This window comes from Mesorhizobium sp. M0715 (assembly GCF_040320355.1).
In the GTDB taxonomy this organism is placed as follows: Bacteria; Pseudomonadota; Alphaproteobacteria; order Rhizobiales; family Rhizobiaceae; genus Mesorhizobium.
This window is the reverse complement of sequence record NZ_JAMYPL010000018.1, coordinates 70,385-89,268: the sequence shown is the minus strand read 5'-3', so window position 1 is coordinate 89,268 and position 18,884 is coordinate 70,385. Positions and strand designations below refer to the sequence as shown.

The 18,884-nt window shown below is 55.5% G+C and carries 23 protein-coding genes and 1 pseudogene; 9 read left to right on the top strand and 15 right to left on the bottom strand.

Features of this window, described 5'->3' with window-relative positions:
- Positions 1–257 precede the first annotated feature (257 nt).
- Positions 258–521, top strand: coding sequence for a hypothetical protein (locus tag NKI21_RS21005; RefSeq protein ID WP_352867080.1), 264 nt, complete (start codon positions 258–260; stop codon positions 519–521).
- Here the strand turns inward: NKI21_RS21005 and NKI21_RS21000 are convergent.
- Positions 518–1,543, bottom strand: a complete 1,026-nt coding sequence (locus NKI21_RS21000; protein WP_352867079.1) for a hypothetical protein — start codon at positions 1,541–1,543, stop codon at positions 518–520. The two genes, NKI21_RS21005 and NKI21_RS21000, sit on opposite strands and share 4 nt — an antisense overlap.
- A gap of 137 nt (positions 1,544–1,680) precedes the next feature.
- Positions 1,681–2,043 carry a sunset domain-containing protein gene (locus NKI21_RS20995; RefSeq protein WP_352867076.1) on the bottom strand — a complete coding sequence of 121 codons (363 nt, stop codon included), beginning with the start codon at positions 2,041–2,043 and terminating at the stop codon, positions 1,681–1,683.
- Between the two features lie 505 nt (positions 2,044–2,548).
- Here NKI21_RS20995 and NKI21_RS20990 point away from each other — a divergent pair.
- Together NKI21_RS20990 and NKI21_RS20985 are read left to right on the top strand one after the other, a co-directional pair.
- Positions 2,549–2,761, top strand: a complete 213-nt coding sequence (locus tag NKI21_RS20990; RefSeq protein WP_352867073.1) for a hypothetical protein — start codon at positions 2,549–2,551, stop codon at positions 2,759–2,761.
- Between the two features lie 44 nt (positions 2,762–2,805).
- Positions 2,806–3,114, top strand: a complete 309-nt coding sequence (locus NKI21_RS20985; RefSeq protein ID WP_352867070.1) for a DUF1236 domain-containing protein — start codon at positions 2,806–2,808, stop codon at positions 3,112–3,114.
- A gap of 137 nt (positions 3,115–3,251) precedes the next feature.
- Here NKI21_RS20985 and NKI21_RS20980 read toward each other — a convergent pair whose 3' ends face one another.
- Entirely contained in the window at positions 3,252–3,707 is a 456-nt protein-coding gene (locus NKI21_RS20980; protein WP_352867066.1) for a Ros/MucR family transcriptional regulator, read from the bottom strand.
- 297 nt (positions 3,708–4,004) lie between these two features.
- Positions 4,005–4,511: a hypothetical protein gene (locus NKI21_RS20975; protein WP_352867063.1), complete on the bottom strand. Its 507-nt coding sequence runs from the start codon at positions 4,509–4,511 to the stop codon at positions 4,005–4,007.
- Positions 4,512–4,985: 474 nt separating this feature from the next.
- On the opposite strand from NKI21_RS20975, the gene NKI21_RS20970 reads away from it, so the two are divergent.
- Positions 4,986–5,216, top strand: a complete 231-nt coding sequence (locus NKI21_RS20970) for a hypothetical protein (RefSeq protein WP_352867061.1) — start codon at positions 4,986–4,988, stop codon at positions 5,214–5,216.
- Positions 5,217–5,319: 103 nt separating this feature from the next.
- Positions 5,320–5,457: a hypothetical protein gene (locus NKI21_RS20965; RefSeq protein ID WP_352867058.1), complete on the top strand. Its 138-nt coding sequence runs from the start codon at positions 5,320–5,322 to the stop codon at positions 5,455–5,457.
- Positions 5,458–6,023: 566 nt separating this feature from the next.
- Here the strand turns inward: NKI21_RS20965 and NKI21_RS20960 are convergent.
- Positions 6,024–6,245, bottom strand: a complete 222-nt coding sequence (locus tag NKI21_RS20960) for a DUF768 domain-containing protein (protein WP_352867056.1) — start codon at positions 6,243–6,245, stop codon at positions 6,024–6,026.
- A 1,350-nt stretch (positions 6,246–7,595) separates the two neighbouring features.
- Here NKI21_RS20960 and NKI21_RS20955 point away from each other — a divergent pair.
- Positions 7,596–8,324: pseudogene (locus NKI21_RS20955) on the top strand (Crp/Fnr family transcriptional regulator).
- Between the two features lie 359 nt (positions 8,325–8,683).
- On the opposite strand, the gene NKI21_RS20950 reads toward NKI21_RS20955, so the two are convergent.
- Positions 8,684–9,790 carry a hypothetical protein gene (locus NKI21_RS20950; RefSeq protein WP_352867053.1) on the bottom strand — a complete coding sequence of 369 codons (1,107 nt, stop codon included), beginning with the start codon at positions 9,788–9,790 and terminating at the stop codon, positions 8,684–8,686.
- Positions 9,787–10,458 (bottom strand): DUF4339 domain-containing protein, encoded by a 672-nt coding sequence (locus tag NKI21_RS20945; RefSeq protein ID WP_352867050.1) that lies wholly within the window; start codon positions 10,456–10,458, stop codon positions 9,787–9,789. The genes NKI21_RS20950 and NKI21_RS20945 overlap by 4 nt, the downstream gene beginning before the upstream one ends.
- A gap of 88 nt (positions 10,459–10,546) precedes the next feature.
- Between NKI21_RS20945 and NKI21_RS20940 the strand changes: the two genes are divergently transcribed.
- Positions 10,547–10,822, top strand: coding sequence for a helix-turn-helix domain-containing protein (locus NKI21_RS20940; RefSeq protein WP_352867048.1), 276 nt, complete (start codon positions 10,547–10,549; stop codon positions 10,820–10,822).
- Here NKI21_RS20940 and NKI21_RS20935 read toward each other — a convergent pair.
- The 8 genes from NKI21_RS20935 to NKI21_RS20900 form a co-directional block, all read right to left on the bottom strand.
- Positions 10,743–11,213 (bottom strand): hypothetical protein, encoded by a 471-nt coding sequence (locus NKI21_RS20935; protein WP_352867045.1) that lies wholly within the window; start codon positions 11,211–11,213, stop codon positions 10,743–10,745. The genes NKI21_RS20940 and NKI21_RS20935 overlap by 80 nt on opposite strands.
- Positions 11,213–11,341, bottom strand: a complete 129-nt coding sequence (locus tag NKI21_RS20930) for a DUF3768 domain-containing protein (protein WP_352867157.1) — start codon at positions 11,339–11,341, stop codon at positions 11,213–11,215. Before NKI21_RS20930 ends, NKI21_RS20935 begins: the two co-directional genes overlap by 1 nt.
- A gap of 34 nt (positions 11,342–11,375) precedes the next feature.
- Positions 11,376–11,540: a hypothetical protein gene (locus NKI21_RS20925; RefSeq protein WP_352867044.1), complete on the bottom strand. Its 165-nt coding sequence runs from the start codon at positions 11,538–11,540 to the stop codon at positions 11,376–11,378.
- Between the two features lie 53 nt (positions 11,541–11,593).
- Entirely contained in the window at positions 11,594–12,202 is a 609-nt protein-coding gene (locus NKI21_RS20920) for a hypothetical protein (RefSeq protein WP_352867042.1), read from the bottom strand.
- 406 nt (positions 12,203–12,608) lie between these two features.
- Positions 12,609–14,222, bottom strand: a complete 1,614-nt coding sequence (locus NKI21_RS20915) for a DUF927 domain-containing protein (protein WP_352867038.1) — start codon at positions 14,220–14,222, stop codon at positions 12,609–12,611.
- A gap of 124 nt (positions 14,223–14,346) precedes the next feature.
- On the bottom strand, positions 14,347–15,276 hold the full coding sequence (locus tag NKI21_RS20910; RefSeq protein WP_352867036.1) for a hypothetical protein: 930 nt from the start codon (positions 15,274–15,276) through the stop codon (positions 14,347–14,349).
- Positions 15,277–15,453: 177 nt separating this feature from the next.
- Positions 15,454–15,912: a hypothetical protein gene (locus tag NKI21_RS20905; RefSeq protein WP_352867033.1), complete on the bottom strand. Its 459-nt coding sequence runs from the start codon at positions 15,910–15,912 to the stop codon at positions 15,454–15,456.
- A 315-nt stretch (positions 15,913–16,227) separates the two neighbouring features.
- Positions 16,228–17,202 (bottom strand): hypothetical protein, encoded by a 975-nt coding sequence (locus tag NKI21_RS20900; protein WP_352867031.1) that lies wholly within the window; start codon positions 17,200–17,202, stop codon positions 16,228–16,230.
- A gap of 476 nt (positions 17,203–17,678) precedes the next feature.
- On the opposite strand from NKI21_RS20900, the gene parS reads away from it, so the two are divergent.
- Complete coding sequence (gene parS / locus NKI21_RS20895) at positions 17,679–18,164, top strand: type II RES/Xre toxin-antitoxin system antitoxin (RefSeq protein WP_352441448.1); 486 nt, start codon at positions 17,679–17,681, stop codon at positions 18,162–18,164.
- Entirely contained in the window at positions 18,161–18,670 is a 510-nt protein-coding gene (locus NKI21_RS20890; RefSeq protein WP_352441449.1) for an RES family NAD+ phosphorylase, read from the top strand. The genes parS and NKI21_RS20890 overlap by 4 nt, the downstream gene beginning before the upstream one ends.
- The last annotated feature ends 214 nt before the right edge of the window (positions 18,671–18,884 follow it).

The following is an 18,884-nucleotide window of genomic DNA, read 5'->3' as shown; positions in this document are numbered from 1 at the left end:
GCATAACCAAGATTGCTGAAACGATTGTCTGTTCGCGTATGCAATCCTTGCATTGGCGAATGCTGATAAAGAGGGTATCGGATCGGCATCTAACAACTAACGAGGGTGCAGTGTGGTGCGGAGGCCCATCGCTTCGATCTCGTTGAGACTAGCCAACTCTTGCGCAGAGCACTTGGTAGCCAGCCGGTTGACTAACAATAGATTGAAGGGGATGCTCCTAGCGATATAGGTTGTAATTTTGAGGCTGGGATGAAACTATGCCGCAGACCGCGAGGCTTCTTAGAACTATCATATTGAGCGGATGGATACTAGCGGGAACTATTGCGCTGCTTGTGATAGTAGCAATTATAAGCTTGGCCATACTTGGCAAGGAGATTCCGCAATCCCTAACGAACTACGGCGGCGTTATAATAGGGTTCTTCTTCGGTCAGTTCGCCTCATTCATGAAAGACGCATTGCTTCCTGAAGCCAACTCTACGAGGCCAGCTCAAATAAACGCAGGAGAGGGCGATACCTCTTAATGAATTGCGGCTAAAGCAGCCTTCAGAGTAGTTCCCATGCATTCTTCGTAACTGGCATCGACTTCGTAATTGACTGTTAGCTGGTTATTTGCGGCCTTCTTGCCCAACTCTTCCTTGGCGTCGTTTATGTTCCTGCTGGCGTCGTGAAGTGCTGCAGAAAACCAGTGGCGCGTTCGTTTGTCACCGCGTTGTTTCTCGATAAATTTGTCATATTTTTCTGAGATGCTTCGGAAATCGTCCGAGGTTTCATTCGATATGACAATCGCGCAACGCCCATGCGAAGTCACAGACTGAATGTTCTTCACCATTATGTAACGGTTATCTTTCGTGTCCCAGACGCCTAGGTGGAGGACAACATCGCCAACATAACAGTGCTGGCTTTTTATGAGGCGAAAATATTCCAGATGGGACCTTGCCATGTCTCCAGGTTCAAAAAGGAGGCGCTTGGGAATCTGGAGTAAGAAGTTTCCCGGGGGGTCGGAGCCAAGATTGTCAGGAAGTCTTGTTAGATCGGATCGGTCATAGAGGAAAAAACGCTTTGCAGTCATGCCTTCCCCATAGTTGACCGCATCACCGTCGACTTCGCACCTTGCGAATGCCCAAGTGGCCGAGACCATTACGAGACGATAATTGAGCTGTCCGGAAGGAAGCGCGGTAAACACGACTAGGCGCTCACCGATTGGTAGGATGACGTCGGCTCTCTGCGCGAACGCTGATTGGATCTCCTTGGTGAGCTCCAACAGCAATTTGGCTCTTTCAGCGAAAGATGTGTTCGGCGAATTCTTGATCAGTTCGCAAACGGCGGAGATCAGGTCCCTTTGAAGAAGAACGCGATCCGCATTCGGGTATTCTCTGATTAGGTCCACCACAGTCTTGTTGATGAGTGACTTGTCGTTACCCACCACGATCTGAGCAAGAGTTCCCGAATCAACAACCTGCATTGATGGGGTGGCGCAAGTCATTTGAGCTGCCGCCGAGCCCGAAAAGCAGAGGGCAAACATGAAGGCAAACAACACTTTCATAGAAGCCTCGTTATCTTCAAAAAGTTGTCACGCTGCGGCAAGCGATTGTGAGATTACCCTACTTTAGCACGGATGTAGATAGGTATCCGGTGTTCATGAGCAACCGACGGTAGACGAGCTTTGTGCGAGGTCGCCGGTCAAACCTTGGCCTTTCGCCACCCCGCCCACCAAGCCTCCCATTGGGAACAGAACCAGCGCTCGCCTCGGGCTGCATTGACACGCGTCGCCAGATAATATGCTTGGCCGGGCATGTGATAGATATGCTCGCCGCGCTCATTGATGTTCCCCTTGATGTCGCAGCCCGACTTGCGAAAGGCCTCCTTGCTTGAGGAACCTCCTCCGGTATGAACACCCGGGAGTTGGTGCTGATCGTTGGTCGCAACATAGGCGAGGGACGTAAATCCAAGCAGTGCTAGAACCAACGGAAGGCGAACGGCAAGAAGCGAGCGCCACAATGGCCTTCGCCGTCCCATCAATTTGGGATGAACTGCTTTGCCCATACCCCTCTCCCGCGAGGGAGAATGCGTCCGTCAGGGTCGAATGTCTAGAAGAGCAAGTCGCAGCCCTTGAGATATTCTTCGCTCATATCCCGTGGGTCAGTGCAAGGTACATAGCGGGGACTAAGATCAAGCAGCCCCCCATTGCTACAACGATCAGAATAGCCATTCGCTCAGTTCGCCTGACAAGGTCGGCGATGTCTTCCTCGTTGTCGGTCGCAGAGATGATATCCAGAAACTGAGAGGAGCCAGGAGCCTGATTGTGGTTGTCATTTGCAGGCTGGTCCGCACCTTCGATGATCTTCGAACTCTGGATTAGCGTCACTGGCATTACGCTCCGTACAATTTGGCAACCGAGTGTCGGGGGCGCCGTCTAACGCGTCTGCCTCGCATGGGTTGCCACATAAGACCTCAGTCGGGCCGCCCCCAGACCAAAGCCTTACCGTGGAACGCTAAGCAGCGGTGATCGTTGCTCCTCCGTAAGCGATTGAAAATAGGAGAGGAAATTATGGCTGACGGCCCAACTGTTGTTAACTCGGGAGGTGGCGGCGGCACTGCGGTCGCTGTTGTTCTCGGACTGATCGCAATCGTTGTCTTGCTGATGTTCACCGGCGTCATCAACATCAATGGTGGAGGCGGCGGCAAGGACATCAACGTCAAGGTCGAAGCGCCAAAGGTCGAAGCTCCATCCGCGCCTGCGGCCCCAGCGCCTGCGAACTGATCCGCCACTACAGCGTCTTAAATGATATCGTATAAGGAGTTTACATGAAGAATTATCTCATCGGCGCAGCTGGCGCCCTCGTCCTCATCGCTGGAATCGGCACTTCTTTTGCGGAGGACGTTCTTATCCTAAAGCCTGAACAGCAGACCGTTGTGCGTGAATACATTCACAAGCAAAAGCTCGCTTCGGTAAGCCTGCTCGGCGTGGAATTGAACGTCGGCACCGCGCTTCCCGACACGGTCGAGCTTCACACAATCGACGTTCCTGACGTCAGGTACAGGTACACAGTTGTCGGCGATCACGCCGTACTCGTGGACCCTGATACACGCAAGATCGTGCAGATCATCGAGTAAATTGCCCCGGCTGACGACGGTCCGTTGGGTGACCCGCCGTGCCACTATGCGGCACGGCGGATCTTCCTTGAATGTAGACCCCGCTGTCGCGCCCCCCGATCTCCTCACTATGGTGACCATCGGCGGGTGACCCTGAGCTAAGCTTTGGCCTTCCGCTTTGCTGGCGCTTTCTTCGGCGACGTTTTCGGTACCGCCTTGCGGCCGAGGCCAATGGATTTCGCAAGGACGGACCGTTGAGCCGCGTAGCTCGGCGCCACCATAGGATAGTCTTTCGCGAGGCCCCACTTGGCTCTGTACTCGTCGGGTGTCATTCCCAGCAAACCGAGGTGGCGCTTCATAGACTTGAACTTGCGTCCGTCCTCTAGGCTGACGATGTAATCAGGAAACACTGACTTCTTTGGATTGACTGCTGGAACAAGCTCGCGCGACGGCGCCTCCACCGGCTGACCCAATCCCGATAAGGCAGAATTGACGCTAGCGATCAAGTCGGGAAGAGCCGCCGCCGGAATCGCGTTCTTCTGGACATATGCCGCCACTATGTCGGCAGTGAGTTGCAATAACTGGACCTGCTGTGCTTCAGCGTCATTCTGCATAGTTCAAGGTTTTCCCATCTGATGTGCCTCTGTCTCTATTAAGGAAATGCACAACGTGCAACGGCCCCACGGATCATGAATGGATCTCACGCCAAGAAACTTGTCGATTTTCTAGGGGGCACCTCGCGTGGCCTAAGTAGCCCCGTACTTCCGTGCCGTAGGGGCGCTATGCTGGATGAGTTTTTGGTGGGCCGCTCAGTTTTCCGCAGAGTCGAGTACACGACTATCATAGTTAATTGTGGCTGCCCGTGACCTTGCGTAATCAAAAGCTCACGGTAGTTCACGGAGGATGGTATGTTATATCCAGGTCGGTTTTTGCAGCCGAGCGATATTATGGTGCTTGCCCACGTTTGTCAGACCGTCTGCAAAGAGCGCGGTGTACGTGTCGCTTCGCAGGACGGAGAGCGCATAGCTGCACACGTACTCAGACTGTTTATGAACGGCTTGACTGGAGAGAATGAACTGCTCGATGCTGAGCGGAATCGGGCTCGACGGAGTGGCCTGTGTTTCCAGGAGTTTCCCGTCAACGACGCAGAAATGAGAGATGCCGCCTGATCCAGTTTGATTGTTGCTGCCGAAGACCCCGCCACCTGCGGTACGCCGGGTGATCGGAACAAACTTCATTCTTGCGAGTTTATAGAGCCGTTTCAGCGGGCGACTAACCGAAATGCTTCTTGCCGTGAATAGTGCGATCTCGACGGCCGTTTTGGGTGGCAGGGGCGCCAATGCGGAAGTATTCGGTGTGGTTGACCTCACCACTAAAACTGAGGCCAAAATCGGCCTCGTCACCTTGGGAATGGCCATTCAGTTCGTGGCCAACGCTTCGGTGCTTGGATACGATGTTCGCGGAGCCATGATCTTCTACGGCGAACCGGGCACCCCGAGTCTAAGGGCAAGAGAGTGCGAACGCTTGTGGGCGCAGTTTGGCGGCGCACTTCTGCGACCGTAATCCCCCACGATCTTTCGGATTACGCATGTCGAATGGGAGCATTCTCCGTCTGTAAATGTTTGGCAGATAACCGGCACGACCGTCGATCAGACAGTGGCGCAGGTTCTCACCGGGCCGAGCAAACCGCTAATCTAGGAGAAACGAAATGGCTGACCGCCGCGCCTGTGCTGGCACGGTCAAGAGCGCCCGGAAATGCCTTCAAGGGCAAGGCGCAGATCTAAGGGAATCGCGCCCTTCAGGACCTGCTTTGTACGTTTCCGGCCCTTGCCTTTTTCGGAAAGTGCACCACAGAATAGGTCATTGAGGTTCTGTCTCTCTGGGAGGATGGGATGGACATTCAAGCACCTGTTTGGCCTGCGCAGCTAACGGCCAAGGAACTGGTTCGCGAGGCCCTGTTGGGCTCTCAACCGGGCGAAACAATTTCCGTGAAGGCGACCATTGCATTGGTGCGCGAGCGCGGCCGTGACCTTCGTGAAACCGACTGCCAACTAGTCGAAATGATCGTTAATACAGCCTCCATTTGGCAGCTGTTCGTCGCGTTCGACGTGCGCGAACCCTGATGCCCCTTCGTTGGTTCAACCCGCCTATCTACGTCAAAACCGACCGACCGGGATTCCGCCTTGGGATCAGCCGTATCGACACTGCCGCCGAGGAACTCCTGAGGTGGTCCAACCGTGGCCCAAAGTGGCGGTGGCGGCGGAGGCATGTCTGTCTGCGATGGATGGCAAAATGCCGACTGGTGACTTCAGGCTGCTGTTCGAGGCTGCGGCCGACGAAGAGGAGATGCTGCTGCCCGATTAGCAATGTTGCGGGCGTTGTTTCGGAGTTCACGGCCGGACCAAAGTCCCCGGCCAAAACGCATTGGTCTGGGCGTGGCTTCCGATAAGGAACTGTCTCGGGAGATTGATGTTGGTGCGCAGGCGCAACGAGTCCCTTCCTGCATCAATTGAGGTTCGCTCGTCGTTTGGCATGGCAGGCGAACGCTAGGCTTAAAGGGATGAGCGGTATAGCAACGTTGCCACTTCTGCACGGGAGGACCTATGACAATCCAATCTTCGGCCACGGTCGCGGGGCTTATCCCGACCGGAGTTTACCGGATGGATCGAGACTCCCCAAAAGGGAATATCAATGCCCATACCTGACGAGTTGGGGGATGCGATGCTTGTTTTCGGTTGTCCCAAATGCTCCCATCCTATTGTAAGGCGAGGATCATGGTTCAAAGTAATGTCGTCGTTTAGCTGCGAGACCTGCGACGCCAAGATTCGGCTCGGCTATCCGGACAAGCTTGCGTTGTTCGAACGGCATCGCCATTTGATTCCACGCCCAGCGGATACCTCAGCTCCTTGATGAGACCGTAGCTTGGCGGCCTACTCTGGAATTCCAGCGTCGAAGTGAGCAATGGCTTCGACGAAAATGCGATAAAGGCTATCCACATCCTCATCTAGCTCTATCCTCTTGATGCCGACCGCTTTGGCGTCGGCTAAGAGCTTGTGGGTGAGTTCACCGATTGAAACCACATCGGGAGGCGCTGTCTCTGGGATGTCGTTAGCAATCCATTTGTGCAGAAAGTTGATGCCGCGTGTGCTCATCTAAAGATCCACCAGCCGCCCAGCGCACAGAACGCAAGCACAACGACTGCAGCCGAGATCAAGATTCCCTTCCGGTTCTGCCATTTTGGTGGGGGGCCGGGTACGAACTTCTGGGCATGGTCGTTCATCTCGAGACAAGCCACTTAGGTGAATTAAGTTCCTCTAATGTTTGACGCGTTCGACGGACGGCAGGGCCGCTAGGAGATAAGTTGAACAAGGAAAGCCGCAGCTAGTCGGCCTTGTGCCTGCCCCTTAACCTTTGTAATTGCGATGGTGGTGCACTGCGGTATTTACGCGGAGCTGCTGGGTTCTAAGGTCTGTCACCCGAGAGCTTCCGAAAGTTGAGCACGCGAAGGAATGGGACCCAATTTTGGTGATGCCGGTGCTCGTCATTATCTACCTTTCGAGTGTCGCGAAACCCGCAGATCAACAGGATGGATTTGGCCGTGAAAGGAAGTCGACCGGGTATTTCGTTGTTGGATTTCGACATACTCTCCCGGGCTCTTACGTCAGCCGTCAGGGATAGCCCGGAATCCGATTGGGAGGTCCAGGCGCGCGAGCTTGTGCGCCTATACACCGGCAAAAAGTCAGCCGACGAAAATTTGATCGCAGCATTGCTTCATGCCAGTCGCGCCCAGTTGGACTTGGAAGCATTCAAGGCCAGTCGGCCCGGCAAGATTGACTGAATACGTCCACCTGCTCGACGTGTTCTCTCACCGGGTTCCAAGTGGCGTTTCTGATGCAAGGCTAGCAACTGCAGTGCTGCGGATTTGACCTCGGGCATCTGAGTCACGCGACAACGTTTTTCTCAGCTGAAAACACACTCACCACCAGTCGGCGCTGCATGGAACAGTTCCGGCAAATCAAAGTTCGGCTCCGAACGGAGACGGACATGGCGGTGACACAAAATTCCAACGACAATCGAATGCCAGAAAAGAAGCCGTTTGGCGGCGCGGTGGAGATGTCGCGAGAGCAGGCGGAGGATGTAGTCAGGGCGCGACGCAGGTACAAGATGGCGAGACGTGCACGAGAGTCGATACGAGGCTCGGCCATGCCTCGCATCGCTGCAATCAGAAGCTAAGATACGCCGTTGCCGCTTACGTTCGTTAAGCTACCCGCACTCGCGCGGGGAATGTCGTTTTCGTACTAACTCGAGGTTAGTACGTTTCCAACTCTGACATTTCTTCCAGGTCTTTTGTAATCACGGTGGCGGGGGCTCGCCGTGCATCGATTCGCATTCTCCTATGATTGTCGCGCCAAGGCGCGTAGGGTCGCAGGATCGTCTGCACGTTTTTACGGGCGCGGACGGCAAGGAGATTGGAAAGCTCTTGCCCCAAGCGGGATTGAGCTATGACCAATCCAGAGAACAATTCTTATCAAAACGAATTGCTGCGTCGGCTCAACCCCGATGACCTAGCGCTTTTGAAGCCACATCTTGAGCGATGTGCCCTCAATTTGAGAATGAACCTGGAGAAAGCCGATTCTGATATCGTGACGGTTTACTTCCCGCAGGATGGCATTGCTTCTGTCGTCGCAACAGCGTCGGGAAAGGAAGCTGAGGTTGGGCTCGTTGGATTTGAGGGGATGACTGGTGCGGCGCTCGTGATGGGCGCGGACTATGCGGCGCATGATTGTTACGTCCAGTCGCCGGGCAACGCCTTGCGGATTGGAGCCGAGCCATTCAAGACGGCTCTTGCGAACAGCCCAACATAGCGCCTCTCCCTGTTACGCTATGTCCACTACTTCCACATCCAAACCAGCTATACGGCCCTGATCAACGCAAAATCAAACCTTGAAGAGCGTTTGGCGCGATGGCTTCTGATGTGTGATGATCGGGTCCAGGGTAACCGCCTTGCGATCACCCACGAATTTCTAGCCGTCATGCTCGGAGCAAGACGCCCGGGAGTTACTGTTGGGCTTCAGGTGCTGGAAGGACGCGGGCTCATCTATTCTCGACGTGGCGAAGTGCATATCCGGAACCGCATTGGCCTTATGGCATCTGCAAATGGCACCTACGGGCCGCCGGAGGCAGACTACGTTCGGTTGCTTGGAGAAACGTCCGCTCGTCTCCAGACCTGACCGAGCATCGGATTGCTGGCATGTGGGCTGGCGCGCCCCTCTCCCCTCTCGGCCCCAAAATCAGAGTTCACCAGCCGTTGGCCTGAGCAAACCAAATGGGGGTCGACAAGCCTGCCCGACGCCAAAATTCAACGATTTTTCGATTGCCTGCGGCGAGGCTGGCCCGGCGTGCACGCTTGCCTGACATAACCACGAGCCCGAAGGCGATTTCGCGCGCTGGCGGCCCCTGTACGGCCTGAAAAACACCTATCGAGGCCCTAAGCTGGGGCGGGTTGAGGTACCGAAGCATTTCGGCCGATGTGACAGGTGCCGCCAAAATTGCCCATGCTCGCGACAGCAGGGCCGTTTTCAAAGGCGTCTCACTGCGTTTTGCTGCAGTTCGGGGCGTTGCGGTTCACCAACTTGCCATCTGATGTGACATCGGTCAGGAAGATGGTGTTATTCGCCAGCGAGATGCCAAGATAGCGGGTCCGGCCCTCGAGTAGGGAATTGGTCACGCCATCGACCATCCCCTTCAATTTCTCGAAGTCTTGAAGCTCCTGCTGGCTTGGATTGAGCAGACCCGGCCCTAGGCCTCCTGTTGAAAACAGCGCGTTTTTGACATCAAGCGCTCCGTATACAACGCCATTGAACGGCAGGTCTGTCCCCGCATTGGCCGGAACAAGTTGCGCTGGATGTACGAGCTTGCCATTGATGATTGCGGTTCCATCCCTCTTCACGCCGATTTCGGCCGTGACAATCTTATCCCTGCCGTTAATGTTCGGAACCCCTAGGACTTCCGAGCCAGAAATTTCACAGGTGTATTGCACGTAGACTGGCGGCCCGCCCATGACCGAATCCAAGTCATCTCCTGCTTGATCTGAACCGCCAAAATTATTCGACGCTTTAGCCGCGGAAAGCGCAGCGCTCACGCGCGGTTCCAGTTCCTTGAGATTGTTTTCGATAAATGCCCGCCCGTCTGACATCGCAGAGATGTAGATCACTGTGGCTAACCGGACCGGGTTCTCGCCCAAAAATATCTGACCGAGGTCTGTCCCGGAATAGGGCGTCTTTCTGAATAGTTTTTCCAAAAGGCTGACAGCAACTTGCTCTTCAATGCCGGAGTTCAAGCATAGTGCGAAGCGGCTTTCGATCATGCTCACCGTTGCAGAGCTTGGTGATATGGCAAGTCGGTCGGGCTCGCCAATTTCTTGGACCTTCTTCGACAAGAACGCATTTAGTGTCTGCGATATTTCGCCAACAAGCTGACTTTGACCCTTAGGGTCGAAAGCGCCAAGTTCCGCTAGCGCTGTCAGCGCAGGGCTTTTGACGAATTCGCAAATCTGTTCGGTAGCACTCATCTCCCCGTAGACCGCGCCTTTGTCGTCTATGATTTGAGCCGCCCCTGCATAACCTGCCGCCGACAGGACAAGCGCGCCGCCGAGCGCGGTGGCCCTGATGAACGGCCCCTTTGAGAAGATTGTCATGACTGTGCCATCACGGCGAAGGCAATGGCATATACAAGGGCACAACCCGCCCAGATTCCCATGTACGCGTAACCAGTCTTGAGAAGCCAAGCGCGACGCCAAAAGTACACCAGCGGGCTAAGGAGGATGAACGGCACAAGTGCCATGCGCTTGGGATTTCGCCAACTGTTGTAAACGTTGCGCGCATCCAAGACGGCGAATATTAAGCTGCCCCAAACTGCTAGGAAGGGAGCCACGCGGGAATACGGGCCGTACTCTATGTTGTTGCCGTCGGCGGCCAGAACCATGTCGACAACCATCAGCAGCAGCGGCCAGAACGCCATCCACTTTGCATAGTGGTCGTGTGCGGGAACTCGCTCAGGATGAAAGTCGCTTGGCGGCTCGCCAGTTGAGGCAGCAACCCCCGCTAGCTGATGCGGCAGTGAGGGATTGATGGTAGCTGGCAGCGGGGGCGGTACGTTTTTTGCAGACGGCAGCGGCGGCGGCTTGACCGCCTGCGGTGCTGCTTCGAGATGCGTCTGCGAAGCTGGCTTCCAGCCCGATCCTAGGGTGGCTGTCCAAACCAACGTGTGGGGCGACAGCAAACGATTGACGAGCATGGTGTTCAGGTCTCCCTCTGACACCGGCCCGCGCTGCGCACCATTCTCATCATAGTACCAGTCCGTCATTATTCCCCCTCCGATACCGTCGCCAGCAACAGCGATTTACATACTATAGTTGATAAACTCAACGTCGAAATTCCCCGATTGCTTTCGCATGGAGATGCGCAAACTGGTCGGAAAGAACTTTGCTCGTTTACGGGCCGCGAGCGGCCTGACGCAGGAGAGAGTCGCTGAACTCGCCAATGTCAGCCAGCAGTACATCAGCGACCTCGAGCGCGGGAAACGCAACCCGACTGTGGAAACCCTGTCTGAAATTGCCAAGGCGCTCGGCGTCAGCCATCTCGAACTCGTCAAGCCGTACGAACTGGAGGAAGGTTCCCAGGCGAATGAGCCAGTGCCCCCATCTTCATCGAAGTCAGAAGAGCGGTGACGTGCTCGCCCGACGGCTCGTCGCCGTCGAATATGCCAAGCAGGTAGGTAGCCTTGTCATGGCGCTCAGCATCGTTGTGAGCTGGATAGGCGCACACCGACATGAGGAGTTGGCGTTCGACATCAATAGCAAGATTGAGCGCGCCGGTGTCCTCGGTACTCACCGCTGAACCGGAGTCCGCGGCATCTGCTTTGCGTGCCAGCCGACCGACATCTGAATACGCGGCACAGTGCGCGCAGATCGCTTGCATCAGTAGCGGGTCTACATCACCCATTGCATCCGTCGCGTGTTCAAGGGCAGCCGATTTTGCAAACGGGACTAGGGCGGCCGTTGACAGCGCCAGGACAATCGCCCGGCGAGTGAAGCCTGCAATTTGCCACGCCTTGCCCATCAATATTCCTCCGACCGCATGATCGTCAGCGCTCGGCGCGTCACTTCCGGGTTTGCCGGGTCAGGTGACCCCGATTGCATGTCCGGCGCGTAGTAGTCGATCTTGAAGAAGAACCTTGAGCCCTCCAGCTCGACGGCGCCGAAATCATGCTCGGCAAAAGGATCATTGTCGCTGTCGAAAGCTTCGTGCCCTCACCGAGCGCAGCAGCGCCCGGCGTTCGGTATCTGCAAGGGCGGCTACACCGCTGGTGACCACGACATGGCCGCCGATGAAGCTGCGGCGGAAGGCATCGTTGAGGCGTCGAATTTCAGGTGCTTTGTCGGTCATCGTCGATCCCGGCAGTTGATTTACGCGAACAGTCACAAAGGGAGCTGCGGATGTCATTCGGCATGACGGGGATGCAACAGGGCAAGGTGCTGAGTGCGACGAACAATGACCGGCCAGTCGGGAAAATCCCGCCACTTGAGGGTGTACAATTCGTCGGCGCTGACTTGGATCACGTGGGCATGAAACCAGCCGTCGCTCGGATCTTCGCAGGCCAGCACCAAGCTGCCGAAGATGATCTTGTCGAACCCCTCGGGTACGGTCAGACCTTCGTTCGGATCACCCGATTGTGCAGCAGTGGCGGCCGAAGCCTTTCTGCCGGACTTGGGTTTGTCGGCAGCGGGTTTTGCCGCACGGATTGGCCACTTATAGGAGCTCGGCAAGTGCGTGGCGATTTTGTCGAACGTCGCAGCCTTCACAAAGGGCACGAACGCCTTGCCGGAGGCGAACACCTTGCCGTGCGGCAGCCTGCCAGCCAGATCGCGCAACTCATCGGTCGACGCTCGAAGGGCGGCCATGCCCATCATGCCAGCCGCCTTCTCGGCGGCGTCTGTTTCCGCCTCGTCGAACCATGAGGCGTGGGCTTTGCCGCCGTCATCGAGGCCTAAGACGATTAGTGCTGGCAAGGCGGTTGAAGTTGTGGCGGAAACAGCGGCGCTGGTCATTTAGCTCTCCAAAAAGATAAAGGCCCCAAACGGGGCCTCAAGGTTGAATTTTCAGATGATGATCGGTGGCGTCGGCACGAAGCCGAAGGCGGCAAAAGCCGGGCTCGAAGCCCTGTCGTGAAGTTGGTCACATACCCACCTTTTTAGGCAATTCAGGGGCCAAAATCGGCCTTCTGAACAGGGCGTATTATATCAATCTTCGTCGAATTGTCAAGATTTTCCTAACAAAATCAACATGTTGGACGGCAGCCCGCCACGTCAGCGGGGGTTGTTACATGATTTTTCCAGGAGCAATCAGAACGTGGCAGGCGTGCAAAAACTGGCCGCGAACAACCGCCACGACCGTCTATGCGAGATCCAGCAAAGGCGTGGCCCAGCATGTTCATTGTGAGGGGCGAACATCCATCTAGAGCAGAGGGTCGATCCTTAAGCAGTAAACGCGCCTTCCGGAGACTGGAATGTAACGCGGCGCTTTTATAGAAAGCTTCGGATTCTTACCTTTTTCCGTAATTAGGTCACCTTGCCCTCGCAACTCCTTCAGTATGCGCAACATGTCCGAGTTGATTTCAGCACGAAGTTTGCAGGGCTCGACGTAGTAGAGTATCTCGCCATTTTTGGTTTTCCACTTGTATGCAAAATCAGACGCATGGGGCACCCGACCATTCTTAGGGAGATCGAAAACAAAACGTCCTTTGGACCTCAAAACCTCTCTTATTACTTCAAGCCCCGATTTCTGAACGACAGCTTGAGGACTCCGGGTTTTAGGGACAAGTTCAAGCGCATACATGCAGGCATCCATCACCGACGCCTCGTTGTCCGGTAAGATGCCCCATTGTTTCGCCATGCGACCAGCCGCATACGTAATCGAGAACGTATCAATGATGCGACTGGGTAGCGCTACGCCGCCGACCTTAGCCCTGAAGGTCGTCATCAGCTCCTCAATCCGCGAGCGAAATCTGACCGGATCTTGGGCAGCAGCAGTTGCAACCTCCTGAATGAACGCGCGGCCAGCTGTCCCATACTGTTGGTTGCAGATTACCCGAATGTGGTTGGTGGCAGACATAGTGTCAGGGAAGCCCGCTGGAATCTCACGCATGAGCGGCCCCCGAAAGGCTATTTCGCAGGTGCGGCTGGCTACGGCGTGAACAGCACCATCGGGTCCCTTCATTCCGTCACGGGTCGAAACATTGCCCGTGCTTAGAAGTGCCATTCGAAGGCTTTCCGCTGGTGGGTGGTCGAACTTGCGCCTTCCGCTGCTCGAAGCCTGCTTGAATGCCATTTTTCCACTGATCTGGAGCGAGCTATCCATTTCGTTCTGTTCGTCGATAAAAAGCATTGAGTCGTTGTACGGCTTGCGGAGTTGATCGAACGACGCCTCCGACAAATTCCAAGTTACACCGCCGCCGATCCCACTTGAAGGATCACCGACATGGATGGAAGCCGCAAGCATGGCGAATGTCGTTTTCCCGGACTCCGGCTGACCTATCAATTCAATGTAGGGGTTCAGAACATGGGATGGCGCGAACCTCAGAAGCGGCCCTAACAGCGCATACGCCTGCAGGAAAAGCGTTATTGGTTCCTTGCCTCCTATCGCGGATAGTCCAGCTTTCCATTCGGCAAGGCTGCCAAGGGGCGTGTGGCGCACATTGGTATCGAACGTGACTATGATCTCGGTTGCCGACCCGTCCGCGCGGCAAATAGACCCGTCGCCAAAAACGTAGATAGTGTCGGTCAGCCACCCGGGCCGGGATGCTATCAAGCCGTCCCGAAAATGCGGGTGCTCTTCGATCATTTGTTTGACTGAATTGCGCTTGCGAGTCGTGAGATACGTCATCCCGGCAGCCGCCAGTCGGGAGAAAACGTTCTTGTCGTTTTCAATGAGGTCCGTCGTTGAGAACCAAACCGCGCTGGAGGCCGTGCCGAATTTGAAGTGGGTCTGCCGGTTCTGACTCTTAACAGCGTCCAAAATGCCGGGGGACTCATTGGCCGGGTCAGGTGCTCCTTCGGACAAGGTCGACATATTTTTTCTCCTTTTTCGAAAGTGGGAAATTCATCGTTTCCCACCTTTCCCACCAATTTTTACCGTCACACTTTTTTGTATTTCGAACCCATTCGGCCGCTATGCAGTTTTAAGGCCCGCAGCATCAACTGGGCCGTAGAACGCTGCCAGGAACTCGTTGAGGCCGTCGAACGCCAAGTTGGTCAAGCAAGTCGCCCATGTCGGCAGTCAGGAACGTGTCGATCAATTTCGGCCGCAGGCCACAGCTGATCACCAGTTCCCGAATGCCGTGGTGGGCGAACCATGACAACCATTCGGCGCGTTCAGATGGTGCCATCTTGTTGCGCCGCCGACTTGGCCTGCCGTTCTCGGCTTCATACGATGAACGGAACTCGGGCTTGAATTTCGTCATATAGAGAAGGTGACCCCGCAAATGGAAAACAGACTGGGTTTTGGATCTGACGTGTGGGGCCTTAGGAACTGCGATGTTTAGCTCGTCCAAGGTCGGACCAGCGATGATGGCATGGAGGTGAGGTTCGAAAACCATCGCACCGTCGATGTCGACAGCAGACACTTCAACAACCGCAATGCCTTTGGATGGCACGTGTCGACTTTTTAGATTGCGGTGAATCGTTCCAAGGATGGCCGCAGGCCGTCGAGGTGAGAAGCCGAGCAACTGCCCCGCCGGAACGCGGTGGTTTAGATCGGCGATGGTGATCGAATTCAGATTAGGCTCGCCGTCCATAACGTCAGCGATGGATGTAATTGCCGTCAGCCGAGCGCGGAACTGCTCGTAGACGCATGCGGCGCTTCTCGGCGCAGCACAATCAAGCGAGTCGAAATCGCGGTGGACGGCCTGTTCAAAGGCAAGGCCGTCGAACCCAGACGCTTCAACCAACGAGTTGTTGTTGGACTGCCGCTGGGCGAGGCCACGGACAGAGAATGTCACCGCCGAAGGATCGCCTTTGTAGCGAACGCCCGCTGCTTCAGCCGCTGCTTGTGCCCCAACAATGATCGACTTCAAAGCATCACGTATTTCAAACTCAGATTCGAACATGCGCGTTGAAAGGGACATTTCGACCTCTTTTTATGAACCAGCGATCAGGCGCGAATGATGATCGGCAATCCCCTTGAGCTCGTGGTTGTGGCCCACGGTGCATCCGCTGTGACAGGGGGCGGCGCCTGCCAGAGCAGCTGCGCATCGGCCCGGCGACCTTCTCTTCGGCCGCCGGGTCTAACGTCATTGGATCTGTTAACAAACAGCCTCAGGGATCTTCACGAACATGCGAGTGTCGTAGATCTGCTCGAAGGCCGGTGAACTGATCAGGAACCAGTCGTTGCCCTGCTTTTCGATTGCAAGCATGGGCTCCAACTCCAAAACAATTACGAAAAGCCTCAAATACCCGAGCAAAGAGACACTGTAGCCGCCGTCGTACAGGAGCGTCGACACGACGATAACGTACAGATGAGCCATCTTGCGTGAGAATTTAACAACTCCTACTCCACCGAATGTGTACTCGCCAATGAAGATCAGCTGCCTCAGCAGATCGTTCGAATCGTCCGGCGCCACGAACTCGTACTTTTCCTCAAACGCGCATTGCATGCCGATTATCGCTTGGTGCGCAAAGCTAGATATGTACTCCTCATCATCTAACTCGATGTGCTCCTCTAGGAATTCCAGCGCTTCCTTTATTTCATCGATAACGTCCATCGGTTTTTTCCTTGTGATTTCATTCAGCAAGCAGCCGCCCCAGCCCTTTACGCACTAAGGTTGATGTCATTGCTGCGGGTTGGGATGAGCCGACGTGACAGTCGCTCGGTAAGGCGCCTCTGACCGGGTATCTGGCCTGAAGCTTAAGGTTGACCTCGAACGATCACATGGCATCTCCGGTTGACTTTGCCTGATTTAGACAGGCCCGGCCAATATAACTGCGAGAGGCGCGTGTGCGAATATGGCTTAGGTTTCACTCCATCCCAAGCTGCTGTTCTCAAACAGGTTTCTGGACTGAAGACAGATAGCCTGCGCCTATTTAAGCGCGGCCCATACATCCGTACTGAACTTTACTGGAGGCAGCGGCAACGGCTCAACGGAAGCTGGAAATCCGGGAAACCAGATCGTCTTCAATGCACGGTAATCTAAGGCCGATTTGAACTCCGCAACCGCCCACTTAGAGGCGGCTAAATATCGGGCGACCTCCGGCATCTTGCCCATTAGGCCGTCAAACTGCTCAACGAAATCTGGATCTTCCGGGTTAAGATCAAACTCTAGGCTCGCGAAGCTATTTGCCTCGACATAATCGAAAGGAATTACGGCGGCGTTATGCTTCCAGAACGTTCGAAAGGACGACTCTCCCATCTCAAATGGTCTCGAGAATGCCCGAGCCTCCAGTATGCGAAACGCCTTGTTGATGCTGGGCGTCAGATCGTTTGCCTTAGCATTTATGAAAAACTCGCCCACGTCCGCGCTGAGATCTTTGTTTGAGTATCTGACCTTCGGATCCGGCCCATCAAGATCAAAATATAAGGGGGTGAGCAAGGTGCCAAGAATCAGTCCAGCGATATTTCTCAAATCGAGACAGCCGCCGAAGCATTGCTTTTGAAGCTCAGTCAATTCGCTGAATTTTTTAACATTGTATTTTCTCGACAAATAGACACAGCAGAGAAGCATCACGTAGGCGGAATGTTGGTGCATCAAACTTGGCCATCGGCGCCACGCTATCATGCTAAACAGGGCCGTGATGACCTGATCTTCAGCAAACCTGTCATAGCTCGACAGGACCCGGATGCAGTCTTCGACCGCTTTTTCTCCTTCCCCGGGGTCCTTGCTCTGCAGACGCTGCTCATCTTCCCAGCGATTGAGAGTCCGCCATGGTACGCCCGCCCGCGCAGCGGCGGCAATCTGTGTCATCCCTCGGTTGAGATGTTCATTGAAGACGGCAAGCAGCCTTTCTTTGTCCTCTTGAGGGTACCTCTTCTTGCGCGCATCTGACTCTGGTAACAATTTTATCACCTATCGGAATCGCAAATACGCGCACTTCGGGTTGCGTTTTGGGAAGGCATGTATGCCATGGAGTACCAATCCGGCCAACTTCCCAAAGGCTCGACCGTAGTCGCGTACGACATCGCAGTCTGGACAGTGCCCCGCACTGGTGCTACACAGCCCGAGCAAACTCGTTGGCCTCGACGTTGATTTTGCTGTCTTTTTTCAGCGATCTGCCCATTCCGCCTCTGGGCACCATTTTCCAGACAATATCAATGACTTAATCGTTGGACGCTTAGCCGTCTTGCGCGCCGTCAAGACCCTGCCCACTACGTCAGATACGACCGCCTTTCCGGCCTTAATTCTAATCATCTGGCTACCGACGCCGCGCACTCGGTCATATCTTCCGGACTGGGTTCAAGTAGCGCCCGCTGCCCACTTGAAATCGCCACCGTCAACTGTCATATTTTACGCGACAGTTGACGCAGGAGGCGCACATGACGGCTACGGCGGATAAGGTCGTTACGGAAGCGAGAGACGGCGGTCTCCAACGAGTGGAGGCACTGCTCGGCGGGTCTCGTATATTGTCGCGTCGATTGACCAGCGCACTTGATGCGCATGAATTGCTTCTAAGTGGCCTGCCGGCCTCGGCGCTAAACCATCTCGTCGGACAACTGGTCTTCATTGACAAGACGGCGTCCCTCGAAAAGGCGGTTGGTATGAGCCTGCGAACCTGGCAGCGCCGCAAAGACGCTCCATCCAAGCCTCTTAGCCAAGAGCAAAGCGGACGGACTTGGAAATTCGCAGAGATCCTGGCGAAGGCGACGGATGTCCTCGGTACGCAGGCGGAAGCTGAGCAATGGTTGGAGCGCCCGGCGATCGGTCTCGACCAGCGCCGTCCGATCGATCTTCTGGGCACTCCCGCCGGCGTGGAACTGGTCGAAGACTATCTCGAACGGCTTGAATACGGCGTCTATGAATGACGCCTCTGCCAATAGCGCTCGGAGGAACGGAACTCATCGCGTGGCGGCTTGACCAGGCCGTCCATGCCGCGACATGGAATAGTGGCGAAGGTGCCTATCGGGTGGGCGGCCGCTGGAACAGCAAGGGCGTAAGAGCTGTGTACTGCTCGATCGATCCCGCCACGGCTATCCTCGAAGTCGCCGTACATAAGGGTTTTCGCGCCCTCGACACAGTTCCTCACACGTTAACAGCCGCTGTCATCAGCGATGCATCGGCTATACATGTCGTCGATCCTGCAAGCGTGCCCAATCCGAACTGGCTGCGCCCCGGCATACCAAGCGCGGGTCAGCAGGCATTCGGGGATGACCTTCTGATGGGCCATCGCGTGGTGGCGATACCGAGTGCGGTCTCTTCACATAGCTGGAACTTGATCTTCGTGGCAAGCGTAGCGACAGATACCTATGCGCTGAAGCTCCAGGAAACTTTTGCTCTCGACACAAGGCTGCATCCCCCGGCCGGCCGCTAATCTGGCCGCGTGGGCGCTGTGTGCAAGGCGTCGGCTCACCGGGAGTCGCAGCCAAAATATCTGCCGCTTGGTGACGGCCAGCAGGGTGGCCATAAAAGCTGGCCAACCGGTCACCGCAAGCATCATTGGCCGAAACAAGTTTGCGCTCTTCTGCCTGCATGCGGATTTAATTTGCTTGGCCACCCGTCAACCCTGGGGCAAACTGCCTGCCGGG

What these genes read in the sequence shown, in the direction of transcription:
- NKI21_RS20910 (WP_352867036.1), bottom strand. Translation starts at nt 15,276, where the DNA reads ATGTCCCTTTCAACGCGCATGTTCGAATCTGAGTTTGAAATACGTGAT.
- NKI21_RS20925 (WP_352867044.1), bottom strand. Translation starts at nt 11,540, where the DNA reads ATGACCGACAAAGCACCTGAAATTCGACGCCTCAACGATGCCTTCCGC.
- NKI21_RS20960 (WP_352867056.1), bottom strand. Translation starts at nt 6,245, where the DNA reads ATGAGCACACGCGGCATCAACTTTCTGCACAAATGGATTGCTAACGAC.
- NKI21_RS20980 (WP_352867066.1), bottom strand. Translation starts at nt 3,707, where the DNA reads ATGCAGAATGACGCTGAAGCACAGCAGGTCCAGTTATTGCAACTCACT.
- NKI21_RS20970 (WP_352867061.1), top strand. Translation starts at nt 4,986, where the DNA reads ATGGACATTCAAGCACCTGTTTGGCCTGCGCAGCTAACGGCCAAGGAA.
- NKI21_RS20890 (WP_352441449.1), top strand. Translation starts at nt 18,161, where the DNA reads ATGACGCCTCTGCCAATAGCGCTCGGAGGAACGGAACTCATCGCGTGG.
- NKI21_RS20940 (WP_352867048.1), top strand. Translation starts at nt 10,547, where the DNA reads ATGGAGATGCGCAAACTGGTCGGAAAGAACTTTGCTCGTTTACGGGCC.
- NKI21_RS20935 (WP_352867045.1), bottom strand. Translation starts at nt 11,213, where the DNA reads ATGGGCAAGGCGTGGCAAATTGCAGGCTTCACTCGCCGGGCGATTGTC.
- NKI21_RS20945 (WP_352867050.1), bottom strand. Translation starts at nt 10,458, where the DNA reads ATGACGGACTGGTACTATGATGAGAATGGTGCGCAGCGCGGGCCGGTG.
- NKI21_RS20995 (WP_352867076.1), bottom strand. Translation starts at nt 2,043, where the DNA reads ATGGGCAAAGCAGTTCATCCCAAATTGATGGGACGGCGAAGGCCATTG.
- NKI21_RS20985 (WP_352867070.1), top strand. Translation starts at nt 2,806, where the DNA reads ATGAAGAATTATCTCATCGGCGCAGCTGGCGCCCTCGTCCTCATCGCT.
- NKI21_RS20905 (WP_352867033.1), bottom strand. Translation starts at nt 15,912, where the DNA reads ATGGACGTTATCGATGAAATAAAGGAAGCGCTGGAATTCCTAGAGGAG.
- NKI21_RS21000 (WP_352867079.1), bottom strand. Translation starts at nt 1,543, where the DNA reads ATGAAAGTGTTGTTTGCCTTCATGTTTGCCCTCTGCTTTTCGGGCTCG.
- NKI21_RS20915 (WP_352867038.1), bottom strand. Translation starts at nt 14,222, where the DNA reads ATGTCGACCTTGTCCGAAGGAGCACCTGACCCGGCCAATGAGTCCCCC.
- NKI21_RS21005 (WP_352867080.1), top strand. Translation starts at nt 258, where the DNA reads ATGCCGCAGACCGCGAGGCTTCTTAGAACTATCATATTGAGCGGATGG.
- NKI21_RS20975 (WP_352867063.1), bottom strand. Translation starts at nt 4,511, where the DNA reads ATGGCCATTCCCAAGGTGACGAGGCCGATTTTGGCCTCAGTTTTAGTG.
- parS (WP_352441448.1), top strand. Translation starts at nt 17,679, where the DNA reads ATGACGGCTACGGCGGATAAGGTCGTTACGGAAGCGAGAGACGGCGGT.
- NKI21_RS20990 (WP_352867073.1), top strand. Translation starts at nt 2,549, where the DNA reads ATGGCTGACGGCCCAACTGTTGTTAACTCGGGAGGTGGCGGCGGCACT.
- NKI21_RS20920 (WP_352867042.1), bottom strand. Translation starts at nt 12,202, where the DNA reads ATGACCAGCGCCGCTGTTTCCGCCACAACTTCAACCGCCTTGCCAGCA.
- NKI21_RS20950 (WP_352867053.1), bottom strand. Translation starts at nt 9,790, where the DNA reads ATGACAATCTTCTCAAAGGGGCCGTTCATCAGGGCCACCGCGCTCGGC.